Raw genomic sequence first — 12,094 nt, 5'->3', positions numbered from 1 at the left:
TCCGACGACGGCGGGGTGCCGGCCGCGCGGCCCCCCGGCGTCAGCTCTGGTTGAAGAAACCGTCCTGCGAACGGCCCGCGGAGTCTCCGCTGATGATCTGCGTGTCGGCCGGGGTCAGCAGGAAGACCCGCGTCGCCACCCGCTCGATCGATCCGCGCAGGCCGAAGGCGAGGCCGGCGGCGAAGTCCACCACACGCTTGGCGTCGGAGGGCTCCATGGCGGTGAGGTTCACGATGACCGGGACGCCGTCCCGGAAGAGCTCGCCGATGCCCCGGGCGTCGCGGAAGCCGTCGGGGGAGACGGTCGCGATCCGGCGGCCCCGCTCCTGCGCCGAGTCGGACGCGACCCGGACGCGCGGGTCCGTCACCCAGGCGTCGCCGTTCTCGGCACCCTCGGCGTACTCGTCGTCGTAGTAACGATCGTCGCTGTCCTCGACGAGTCCCAGCCAGGCACTGGCCTTGCGCACCGATCCCATGGACGCCTCCTTTCAACGCGGTCACTTGTGGTTCCGCATGTCCCTATCGTCGTCCATGATGCGGATCGCGCGCCAAGTGGATAGTCGGCGCGCGAGGGTTTCGTGACGGTACTGGTGCAGAACGTGAGGGCGGGTTTCTGGCGATTCGTCAGGAAACTTGCGGTATGCGGGGCCTGACGGGGGGTCGCCAGGGATTGCGCAACTTAAAATATGAAAGTCGGGCCAGAAGGGTGACTGTCGGGGCGTACGGGTGAACGACGGGCTCGATACGATGCCTGCCGCACCGCCGGCGCGGGCACCGGAAAGCCCCGGCGCGGCACCGGCACGGTGACGGTGTACGCGCGACTCACGGGGGAGTCTTCATGTTCGGAATCGTCAGGCCCTGCACGCACCGGCTGACCGACAGTCTCAAGACGGAGTGGATGGCCCATCTCTGCGGACTCTGTCTGGCACTTCGGGCCGATCACGGGCAGTTCGCCCGGGTGGTCACCAACTACGACGGCCTCATCGTCTCGGTTCTGACGGAGGCTCAGGCCGGGGTCGTCTCCGGCACACGGCGTACGGCGGGCCCCTGCCCGCTGCGTCAGATGCGGACCGCGCCCGTCGCCCGGGGGGAGGGCGCGCGCCTCGCCGCGACGGTGTCGCTGGTGCTCGCCTCCGCGAAGATACGCGACCACGTCGCCGACGGGGACGGGCTGTTGGCCCGCCGCCCGGTCGCCGCGGCGGCCCGCCGGGTCGCCAGGTCCTGGGACCGGGCGGGCGCCCGCACGGGGCGGGAGCTCGGCTTCGACACGGCGGTCCTGGTGGACGCGGTCGACCGGCAGACCGGGATCGAGGCGCTCGCCGGGCCCGGCACGCCTCTCCTCGCCGTGACGGAGCCGACCGAGACGGCGACGGCGGCCGCCTTCGCGCACACGGCGGTCCTGGCGGGACGGCCGGGGAACGCGGCGCCGCTGGCCGAGGCGGGGCGGCTCTTCGGCCGGCTCGCGCATCTGCTGGACGCCGTCGAGGACCAGGGGGCCGACGCCGCGTCGGGCGCGTGGAACCCGCTCACCGCGACGGGCACCTCCCTGGCGGAGGCCCGCAGGCTGGCGGACGACGCGCTGCACGGGATCCGGCTCGCGCTGCGGGACGCCGAGTTCGCCGACGGCAAGCTGGTCCACGTCCTGCTCGCGCACGAGTTGCGCGCCTCGGTGGACCGGGCGTTCGGCACGACGACGTGCGCGCACGGTGCGTTCGGTGCGCACGGTGCGGCCGGGGCGGGGCAGGGCAACCCGTACCAGGGCGGAGCCCCCGGGCCGTACGGATCCCAGAATCCCTACGGGGGCGGCAACCCGTACGGGGGCGCCCCCGGCAACCCGTACGGCGGGCCCTACGGCGGCGGGGCCGGTGTCCCTTACGGCGGCGGGGCCGGAGGCCCCGGTGGGCCGGGCGGGCTGCCCCCGCAGTTCGGTGGTGGCGGCCCCCAGCAGCCCAAGCCGCGCGGTTTCCTGGCCGGATGCGCCGCCTTCACCTGGCTGTTCTGCACCTGCCAGATCTGCTGCGCGAAGGAGTACGAGGGCCCCTGGTCCCGGAAGAAGCGCGAGGGCTGCTGCCGGGACTGCGACGACTGCGGCGGCGGCGACTGCGGTTGCTGCTGCCCCTGCGACGGCTGCTGACGGTCCGTCCGATCCGGCCGCCTCGTTCCCGCTCCCGCGGGAGCGCGGCGTCTTCCGTACGGAGTACTCCGGCACGACGCCGTGGTCGTACCCCCGGCTTCCCGAGCCCGTGTGGAATGGTGGAACACCATGAGCACGGAACCTCAGCGGGACCCGTCCCAGGACGCGCCCCGGGACGCGCAACAGGACTGGCAGCACTGGCACGAGCAGCGTGTGGCCGCGGTCGCCTCGTCGTACGGCCCGCTCTCCCTCACCGGCACCTACTGGCTCTCGGACCACCCGGAGGGTCGAATTCCGGCCGTTCCCGGGCTGTGGCGGGAGGAAGGCGACGAGGTGGTCCTGACGGCGGGCGCCGAGGACGCGATCACCGTCGACGGAAAGCCCCTGATGGGCAGCGTCCGGCTGACCGCCGACCATCCCCCGATCCACGAGTCCCGGGCCGAGTCGGCCGGGCGGCGGCTCGTCCTGCTGCGTCGCGAAGGGCAGTGGGCGGTACGGGACTTCGACCCCGAGTCCGCGGCGCGCCGGAACTTCCGGGGCATCGAGGCCACGCCGTACGACGAGCGCTGGGTGGTGCCCGGCACCTTCCGCCCGTACGACGAGGTCCGCGTCGTCCGGGTGGAGAACGCGGACGGCAGGGAACGCGGGCTGAGCCTGTCCGGCGAACTCTCCTTCGAACTCCGCGGCGTCGAGCACACCCTCCAGGTGGCGGTCGAGGAGGACGGCACGCTGTGGGCGGTCTTCGCGGACGCCACGAGTGGCCGGGACAGCTACCGCTTCCGCTTCCTGCGCACCGCCCCGCCGGCGGCGGACGGCTCGGTGACGGTCGACTTCAACCGCGCGCTGCTGCCGCCGTGCGCCTTCGTGGACCACTTCATCTGCCCCTTCCCGCCGCCCGGGAACACCCTCGACACCGCGGTGCTGGCCGGGGAGCGGCGGGTCGTCCAGGGCTGACCTGGGCTTCTTCCGGCACGGGCGCCGACGGCCATGGAGTCGTACGGCGCCCGTTCGGTGTGCGGTCTTGTGCGTCCGGCATTCGGGGGCCACTATCGCAGCGGTGCATGTCAGGAACACGTCACCTGATGGCGCCTCACGGGCCCGCCACCCACGGGCCCCTCCGCTTTCCCATGAGGAGACCCGTGAGACCAGTGAGGATCAAGCGCACCCGACTGCTCGCCGTCGCGGCCGGCCTGGCGGCCGTCACCGCCCTCGGACTCCCCGGCGCCCACGCGGCACCCACCCCCGGGCCCGCCGGTGCCGCCCAGCTCGCCCGCGCCGACGCCGCCGTGCTCAAGGCCGACGTCGGAGGCACCGCGTGGTACGTCGACCGGGCCGCCGGCCGGGTCGTCGTCACCGCCGACTCCACCGTCACCGACGCCGGCATCGCCAAGATCCGGCGCACCGCGGGCGCCGACGCCGGCGCGCTCACCGTCCAGCGCACCCCCGGCGTCTTCAAGCCCCTGCTCGGCCCCGGCGACGCCATCTACGGCAGCGGCTACCGCTGCTCCCTCGGCTTCAACGTCCGGAGCGGTTCCACGTACTACTTCCTCACCGCCGGCCACTGCGGCAACGTCGTCAAGACCTGGTACGCCAACTCGGCCCAGTCCACGCTGATCGGCCCCACCACCGGGTCCAGCTTCCCCGGCAACGACTACGCCCTGGTCCGCTACGACAACGCCTCGCTGAGCCACCCCGGAGGCTTCACGGCCGCCGACGCCTACGTCGGTGAGCCCGTCAAGCGCTCGGGCTCCACCACCGGCACCCGCAGCGGCACCGTCACCGGTCTGGACACCACGGTGCACTACTCCGGCGGCGGCACCGTTCGCGGCATGATCCAGACGAACGTCTGCGCCGAGCCGGGCGACTCCGGCGGCGCGCTCTACGACGGCACCAAGGCGCTCGGCATCACCTCCGGCGGCAGCGGAAACTGCTCCACCGGCGGCACGACCTTCTACCAGCCGGTGCCCGAGGCGCTCGCCAAGTACCGCGTCAGCCTCTACTGACCCCAATGACCCTCGGGCGCCCGGTAGTTGAGCGTCGTACGGCCGAAAGGCGCCCTTGCGGCGCCGGCCCGGGCGGCCCGAGACTCCCCCACAGCGCCGGCCCCCGGCCGCGCCTCACGGGTCCGACACCCCACTGCGGACCCCCGATTCCCCTCTGGAGGAACGAGAAGTGAGGATCAAGCGCACCACCCCCACCACCCCCCGCGGCAGCGCCACGAGACGGATCCGTCTCCTCGCCGTCACCACCGGTCTCGTCGCCGCCGCGGCGCTCGCCGTCCCCACCGCGAGCGCCGACACCGCCCGGACGTTCAGCGCGACGCAGCTCTCCGCCGCGAGCGACGCCGTCCTGACCGCCGATGTGGCCGGCACCGCCTGGCACGTCGACCAGGCGACCAAGACCCTGGTCGTCACCGCCGACTCCACCGTGTCGCAGGCCGAGATAGCCAAGATCAAGCGACAGGCCGGCGCCAACGCCGGCGCGATCCGCATCGAGCGGACGCCCGGGAAGTTCAACAAGCTGATCTCCGGCGGAGACGCCATCTACGCCACCAGCTGGCGCTGCTCCCTCGGCTTCAACGTCCGTGACAGCGCGGGCACCTACTACTTCCTGACCGCCGGGCACTGCACCGACGGCGCGGGCACCTGGTACTCCAACTCCGGCCGGACCACCGTCCTCGGCTCCACCTCGGGATCCAGCTTCCCGAACAACGACTACGGCATCGTCCGGTACACCAACAGCACGGTCAGCAAGCCCGGCACCGTCGGCAGCGTGGACATCACCAGCGCCGCCAACGCCACCGTCGGCATGTCCGTGACGCGCCGCGGCTCCACCACCGGCACCCACAGCGGCTCCGTCACCGGCCTCAACGCCACGGTCAACTACGGCGGCGGCGACATCGTCTACGGCATGATCCGCACCAATGTGTGCGCCGAGCCGGGCGACTCCGGCGGCCCGCTCTACTCCGGCAGCCGTGCCATCGGTCTCACCTCCGGCGGCAGCGGCAACTGCTCCTCGGGCGGTACGACCTTCTTCCAGCCCGTCACCGAGGCGCTGAGCGCGTACGGGGTCAGCGTGTACTAGCCGTCAGGCCGTACCTCCGTCACACCGTGACCCGAGCGGACGTCAGGTCCCCCGGCCGCCGCCGCGGCCGGGGGACCCGGCGCGTGGACACGAGCGGATCACGCACCGCCGCCGGCGGTCCGCTCCGACTCCGGTGTGCGCTTCAGGGAGGACATCACCAGCGTGACCACGCTGCCGACGAGGGCCCAGGCGGACAGGACAAGGAGGGAGCCGGTGAGGTCGTTGCCCTTGAAGTAGGCGATCGAGCGCGCCGCCCAGGTGCCCGCGCCCGGCGGCAGGGCGGGGCCGATCGCGTTCCAGAACGGGGGCAGCATCGGCAGCGGGAAGGCGCCGCCCGCGCTCGGATTGCCCGCGATCACGATCAGCAGGATCGCCAGGCCGATGCCCACGATGCCGAAGACCGACTGCAGGGCCAGGGTGGCCGCGCCGACCGCGAAGACGACCAGGGCGCCCAGGCCCCACAGGGCCGCGATGCTGCCGGGCAGCGCCCCCAGGATCGGGCCGACGACGATCGCGCCGCCGAGGCCGCCGAGGACCGCGTAGAGCGCCAGCACCCCGAGCCGGATGATCGCGCGCTCGCGGTTCGCGGGCCGGGAGCCGGCGCTGATGGCGAGGATCGCGGCGCAGATGTAGCCGCCGACGCACCAGCCGACGACCAGGTAGAACGCCGAGAGACCGTCGAAGTCCTGCCTCGACGCCGGGGCGATGTCGACGGTCCTGATCGTGCGCCCGTTGGCGGCCTCGACCCGGGTGAAGAGCGTCTCCAGGGCGGAGGAGAGCACCGTTCCGCCGCCGGAGGCGACGAGCAGGGTGTCGGTGGTCCCGCCGGGGTTCACCACCAGGGCGCCGTCGAGGTCCCGGTTCATGATCAGTTTTCGTGCCTCGGCCTCGTCCGCGACCGTCCGGGGGGCGAGCGGATCGCCGGGGAGTCTCTCCAGCCGCCCGAGGAGCTGGGCGGAGACCTGCTGCGGAGCGACCACGCCGAAGGGCACGTCCTTCGGCTTCGGGTTGTGCAGCGCCCCGACGTACGAGGCGATGAACAGCAGCTGCAGGGCGAGCACGCCGACGACGAGCAGGGCTGCTCGGGGGGTGACGGCGCTCTTCAGTTCCTCGACGAGACTCATGCCCCCACGCTCCGGGGCGGGAGGTGTTCCCGCAGGTGGGCCGGGGCCGAACGGATGAGGCGGAGGCGCGCGCCCGACGTATCGTACGGGCGTTCGAAATGGTCTATGGTGAAGAAGAGGGGGGTGGGAACGTACGTACGAATCGAGGCGGGAGGTGCGCATGCCGGGGTTCACGCATCTGCACACCGCGTCGGGCTTCTCCCTGCGCTACGGCGCCTCGCACCCCGGGCGGCTGGCCGAGCGCGCCGCCGAGCGGGGCATGGACGCCCTCGCCCTCACCGACCGGGACACGGTCGCGGGCGTGGTCCGGTTCGCGAAGGCGTGCGCCGAGGCGGGGGTACGCCCCCTGTTCGGCGTCGACCTCGCGACCGACCCGGCCGGCCCCGGCCCGGGCTCGGGCTCGGGCTCGGGCTCCGGGCTCGGATCCGGCCTCGGTGAGAGCGGTCCGGGCCGGACCTCCGCGCGCCGCGTCCCCGTCCGCGGTGGCGCCTTCGTCGACGAGTCCGCGCCCCGTGTCGTCTACCTCGCCCGCTCCCGGGCGGGCTGGGCCGCGCTCTGCCGGATGATCAGCGCCGCCCACGCCCGGGACGAGGGCGCGGGGACGGCGAGAGGCGGCACGGCCGACAGCTCCCCGCTGCTGCCCTGGGAGGCCAACCACGGCGACGGCCTGACCGTGCTGCTCGGACCCGCCTCCGACGTCGGCCGCGCCCTCGCCGCCGGCCGCCCCGACCGGGCCGCCCGGCTGCTCGTCCCCTGGCGCGAGCGGTACGGCGACGCGCTGCGCCTGGAGGCCGTCCACCACGGCCGCTCCGGCTCGGGCCCCGGCTCCCTGCGGCTCGCCGCCCGTACCGTCGGCTTCGCCGCCGAGCAGGGCGTCCGCCCGGTCCTCGGCAACGCCGTCCGCTACGCCGACCCCGGCCAGGGCCCCGTCGCCGACGTCCTCGATTCCGCCCGCCGCCTGGTCCCCGTCGACCCCCGCAAGGAGCTCGACAGCGGCGAGGCCTGGCTCAAGGACGCCGGTGACATGCTGGCCGCCGCCGAGCGGATCGTCGAGGCCGCCGGATTCCGCCGGGACACCGCGCACCGGCTGCTCGAACAGACCCAGGCGGTCGCCGCCGACTGCCTGGTCGACCCCCAGGACGACCTCGGCATGGGCTCCGCCCATTTTCCCGAGCCGTATCTCGTCGGCGCCGAGCGCCGCACCGCCCAGCGCGTGCTGGCCTCCCGGGCCGCCGCCGGAATGGTGCTGCGCGGGTACGACAGGCGCTCCGACCGGCGGGTGTACTGGGACCGGATGCACCGCGAGCTCGACATCATCGACCACCACGGCTTCGCCACCTACTTTCTGACGGTGGCTCAGGTCGTGGACGACGTGAAGCGGATGGGGATCAGGGTGGCCGCGCGCGGCTCCGGCGCCGGCTCGCTCGTCAACCACCTCCTCGGCATCGCCCACGCCGACCCGGTCGGGAACGGGCTGCTGATGGAACGCTTCCTCTCCAAGAACCGCACCGCCCTGCCCGACATCGACATCGACGTCGAGTCCGCCCGCCGCCTGGAGGTCTACCGGGCGATCATCGACCGCTTCGGCACCGAGCGGGTGGCCACCGTCGCCATGCCCGAGACCTACCGGGTGCGCCACGCGATACGGGACGTGGGCGCGGCCCTGTCCATGGACCCGGCCGAGATCGACCGGCTCGCCAAGGCCTTCCCGCACATCCGGGCCCGGGACGCGCTCGCCGCCCTCGACGAACTGCCCGAACTGCGCGCGCTCGCGGGCGAGCGGCAGAAGTACGGCAGGCTCTGGGAGCTGGTCGAGGCCCTCGACAAGCTGCCGCGCGGAATCGCCATGCACCCGTGCGGGGTGCTGCTCTCGGACGCCTCGCTGCTCACCCGTACCCCCGTCGTGCCCACCAGCGGCGAGGGATTCCCCATGTCCCAGTTCGACAAGGACGACGTGGAGGACCTCGGACTGCTCAAGCTCGACGTGCTCGGGGTGCGGATGCAGTCCGCGATGGCCCACGCCGTCGCCGAGATCGAGCGGGCGACCGGCGAGAAGGTGGACCTCGACGACCCGAAGCAGGTGGAGCCCGGCGACCCGAAGACGTACCGGCTCATCCAGTCGACCGAGACCCTCGGCTGCTTCCAGATCGAGTCGCCCGGCCAGCGCGACCTGGTCGGCCGGCTCCAGCCCGCCACCTTCCACGACCTCGTCGTCGACATCTCGCTCTTCCGCCCGGGACCGGTCGCGGCCGACATGGTCCGCCCGTTCATCGAGGCGCGCCACGGCCGGGTCCCCGCCCGCTACCCGCACCCGGACCTGGAGGAGGCGCTGAAGGAGACGTACGGCGTCGTCGTCTTCCACGAGCAGATCATCGAGATCGTACGGATCATGACCGGCTGCGGCCGGGGCGAGGCCGACCAGGCGCGGCGCGGACTGTCGTACCCCGAGTCGGAGGGGCGGATCAAGGTCTGGTTCGCTCAGCGGGCCGCACAGCGGGGGTACGACCCCGAGACGATCGCCCGCACCTGGGAGATCGTGCAGGCCTTCGGCTCGTACGGCTTCTGCAAGGCGCACGCGGTGGCCTTCGCCGTACCGACGTACCAGTCGGCCTGGCTCAAGACCCATCACCCGGCGGCCTTCTACGCCGGGCTGCTCACCCACGACCCCGGGATGTACCCGAAGCGGCTGCTGCTCGCGGACGCGCGGCGGCGCGGGGTGCCCGTGCTGCCGTTGGACGTGAACCGGTCCGGGGCCGCTCATCGGATCGAACTGGTGTCCGAGAAACCTCGGGTGTGGGGGCTCCGGCTCGCCCTCGCCGACGTCCACGGCATCAGCGAGGCGGAGAGCGCGCGGATCGAGGCGGAGCAGCCCTACGCCTCGCTGCTCGACTTCTGGGAGCGGGCCCGGCCGCGGAAGCCGGTGGCCGAACGGCTCGCGCAGGTGGGCGCGTTGGACGCCTTCGGTGCCAACCGCCGCGATCTGCTGCTGCACCTGACCGAACTCCACCGCCTCCAGCGCGGAGCCGCCTCCTACGGCGGTCAACTCCCGCTCGCCCAGGGCCGGAAGACCGCGCCCGTCGGGCTGCCCGACCTCGACGAGTCGGAGCGGCTCAGCGCCGAGCTGGGCGTCCTCGGCATGGACGCCTCGCGCCACCTCATGAGCGACCACCACGCCTTCCTGCGCGAACTCGGCGTGGTCTCGGCCAAGCGGCTGCGCGAGACCCCGCACGGGCAGACCGTCCTGGTCGCCGGCGCCAAGGCGGCCACCCAGACCCCGCCGATCCGCTCCGGCAGGCGGGTCATCTTCACCACCCTCGACGACGGCACCGGCCTGGTCGACCTCGCCTTCTTCGACGACTCCCACGAGGCCTGCGCCCACACCGTCTTCCACTCCTGGCTGCTGCTCGTCCGGGGCGTGGTGCAGCGGCGCGGCCCGCGCAGCCTCAGCGTGGTCGGATCCGCGGCCTGGAACCTCGCCGACCTGGTGGAACTGCGGGCCACCGGAGGCCTGGAGGCGGTGGGGGAGCGGCTCGCGGCGCCCCTGCCCTCCGGGCCCTCCGGAGCCGGTGACGGCGGCCGCCGGATCAGGATGTCGACCGGGTACGAGCTGAACCCCTGGGCCGACCTCCAGCCGGCCGGCGAGGGCGCGGCGACCCCGTCGCGGAAGCTCTGGCACAGCAGTCCGGGGAGCGCGGGATGATCCTCTGTGTACGGTTCCGCCTTGAACCCGCGCCTTTCGAAAGCGGAGGGGCCGAGCCGTCGCTGCCGCGACTGGTGGACCTGCTCGGCGAGTTCACCCCGGTCGTCGAGGCCGCTCTGCCCGACACCCTGCTCGCCGACGTGCGCGGCGCGCTGCGCTACTTCGGCTGGAGCCCGACGGAACTGGCCTCGGTGGTACGGGTCAGGGCGCTCGCCCTGTACGGCGTCGACTGCGTCGTCGGAGCCGGACCGAACCCGATGCTGGCCCGGATGGCGGCCCGCGAGGCACGCCCCGGCGCCACCCTGGTCGTCGACGACCCGGCGGACTTCCTGCGGGACCGCCCGGTCGACGCCCTCGACGGGGTCGGCCGCACCACCGCCCGTACCCTCGGCGCGTACGGACTCGACTCCATCGGCCGGGTCGCGGACGCGCCGCTCGCCGTCCTCCAGCGGCTGGTCGGGGCGAAGACCGGACGCGAACTGGCGGAGCGGGCGCGGGGCGTCGACCGCACCCCGGTCGTCCCGAACGCCCTCTCCCGCTCGATGGCGGCCGAACGCTCCTTCCTCCGCGACGAGCTGGACCCCTCGGCCCACCGCAGGGCGCTGCTCTCGCTCACCGAGGAGCTGGGCCTCCGGATGCGGACGGAGGAGCAGGTGTGCCGGTCCCTGACGGTAACCGTGCGGTACGCGGACCGGTCCACCACCGTCCGCACCCGGACGCTGCCCGAGCCGACCGCGCACACGGCGGCGCTCACCGCCCTCGCGTACGCGATCCACGCGTCGTTCGGGCTGCAGCGGGCCCGGGTGCGGGGGATCGCGCTGCGCGCCGAGGGGCTCACGCCCGCGGAGGGGGCCGCGCACCAGCTGACCTTCGACCCGGCGGACGAGAAGGCCCGGCGGATCGAGGCGGTGGCGGACCGGGCGCGGGCGAAGTTCGGCCCGCGAGCGGTGCTGCCCGGCTCGCTGGCGGCCTGACCGGCCTGCCCTTACTCCTTATTGACGAGAAGTCAAATTTTACCGACGCGTAACTTCCCCGTGCGCGCTACCCGTGCGTAGCTTGTCGGGAGCGCATCCCCACTTGTGGTCCGGACCGCAGGGCGTACTGCATTCGTTCGTCCCAGACTCCCCTTGAGCCGCAAGGAGATCGCCCGATGCTGCCCTGGAAGCGACGCGCCGTCAGAGCGCTGTCCGTCCTCCTGCTGACCGCCGCCGCCACCCTCGCCCCCACCGCCTCCGCCTCGGCCCAGGACGCCGCCGCCACTGCCACCGCCCCGAGCCGGGGCTGGAACGACTTCTCCTGCAAGCCCTCCGCCGCCCACCCCCGCCCGATCGTCCTCGTCCACGGCACCTTCGGGAACTCCTGGGACAACTGGCTGGGCCTCGCTCCCTACCTGGTCGACCGGGGGTACTGCGTCTTCTCGCTCGACTACGGCCAGCTCCCGAACGTGCCCTTCTTCCACGGCCTCGGCCCGATCGACAAGTCGGCCGAACAGCTCGACGCGTACGTGGACAGGGTGCTCGCGGCCACCGGAGCCGCCGAGGCCGACCTCGTCGGCCACTCGCAGGGCGGCATGATGCCGCGGTACTACCTCAAGTTCCTCGGCGGGGCCGAGAAGGTGCGCGCACTCGTCGGGATCGCCCCCGACAACCACGGCACCACCCTCCTCGGCCTCACCGAGCTGCTGCCGTACTTCCCCGGCGCGGCGGAGCTGCTCAGTGAGAAGACCCCCGGCCTCGCCGACCAGGTGGCGGGATCCCCGTTCCTCACCAAGCTCAACGAGGGCGGGGACACGGTGCCGGGCGTCACGTACACGGTCATCGCGACCAAGTACGACCAGGTCGTCACCCCGTACCGCTCGCAGTTCCTCTCCGGCGACGACGTCACCAACGTCCTCATCCAGGACAAGTGCGCGCTGAACCTCTCGGAGCACGTGGCGATCGGGACGGTGGACCGGGTCACGTTCCACGAGGTGGCCAACGCCCTCGACCCGGCCCACGCGACCCCGACCACCTGCCTGTCCGCGATCGACTAGCGGATCGGCCGGCGCGACGGC

The 12,094-nt window shown here is 73.1% G+C and carries 9 protein-coding genes; 7 read left to right on the top strand and 2 right to left on the bottom strand.

The annotated features are described in order from the left end of the window. Positions 1–40: 40 nt before the first annotated feature. A complete protein-coding gene (locus ACF06X_RS26205; protein ID WP_392289735.1) occupies positions 41–475 on the bottom strand; it encodes a cell division protein SepF in 435 nt (144 codons plus the stop codon). Between the two features lie 362 nt (positions 476–837). Here ACF06X_RS26205 and ACF06X_RS26200 point away from each other — a divergent pair, with 362 nt between their 5' ends. From ACF06X_RS26200 to ACF06X_RS26185, 4 genes are all read left to right on the top strand, one after another. After that, entirely contained in the window at positions 838–2,133 is a 1,296-nt protein-coding gene (locus ACF06X_RS26200; RefSeq protein ID WP_392289734.1) for a DUF5685 family protein, read from the top strand. Positions 2,134–2,262: 129 nt separating this feature from the next. After that, positions 2,263–3,087 carry a DUF1684 domain-containing protein gene (locus tag ACF06X_RS26195; RefSeq protein ID WP_392289733.1) on the top strand — a complete coding sequence of 275 codons (825 nt, stop codon included), beginning with the start codon at positions 2,263–2,265 and terminating at the stop codon, positions 3,085–3,087. Positions 3,088–3,260: 173 nt separating this feature from the next. Further along, positions 3,261–4,136, top strand: a complete 876-nt coding sequence (locus ACF06X_RS26190) for a S1 family peptidase (protein WP_392289732.1) — start codon at positions 3,261–3,263, stop codon at positions 4,134–4,136. A 169-nt stretch (positions 4,137–4,305) separates the two neighbouring features. After that, positions 4,306–5,217 (top strand): S1 family peptidase, encoded by a 912-nt coding sequence (locus ACF06X_RS26185; protein WP_392289731.1) that lies wholly within the window; start codon positions 4,306–4,308, stop codon positions 5,215–5,217. Positions 5,218–5,315: 98 nt separating this feature from the next. Here ACF06X_RS26185 and ACF06X_RS26180 read toward each other — a convergent pair whose 3' ends face one another. After that, a complete protein-coding gene (locus tag ACF06X_RS26180) occupies positions 5,316–6,341 on the bottom strand; it encodes a DUF3533 domain-containing protein (protein ID WP_392289730.1) in 1,026 nt (341 codons plus the stop codon). A 160-nt stretch (positions 6,342–6,501) separates the two neighbouring features. Here ACF06X_RS26180 and ACF06X_RS26175 point away from each other — a divergent pair, with 160 nt between their 5' ends. From ACF06X_RS26175 to ACF06X_RS26165, 3 genes are all read left to right on the top strand, one after another. Next, a complete protein-coding gene (locus ACF06X_RS26175) occupies positions 6,502–10,041 on the top strand; it encodes a DNA polymerase III subunit alpha (protein ID WP_392289729.1) in 3,540 nt (1,179 codons plus the stop codon). Next, positions 10,038–11,015: a hypothetical protein gene (locus tag ACF06X_RS26170; RefSeq protein WP_392289728.1), complete on the top strand. Its 978-nt coding sequence runs from the start codon at positions 10,038–10,040 to the stop codon at positions 11,013–11,015. The genes ACF06X_RS26175 and ACF06X_RS26170 overlap by 4 nt, the downstream gene beginning before the upstream one ends. A 176-nt stretch (positions 11,016–11,191) precedes the next feature. Further along, the gene (locus ACF06X_RS26165; protein WP_392289727.1) at positions 11,192–12,073 is read left to right on the top strand and encodes an esterase/lipase family protein; all 882 of its coding nucleotides are present in this window, start codon (positions 11,192–11,194) and stop codon (positions 12,071–12,073) included. The last annotated feature ends 21 nt before the right edge of the window (positions 12,074–12,094 follow it).

Source organism: Streptomyces sp. NPDC015346 (genome assembly GCF_043078785.1).
Taxonomy (GTDB): Bacteria; Actinomycetota; Actinomycetes; order Streptomycetales; family Streptomycetaceae; genus Streptomyces.
The sequence above is the reverse complement of the archived record's forward strand: the minus strand, read 5'-3'. Positions and strand labels throughout refer to the sequence as shown.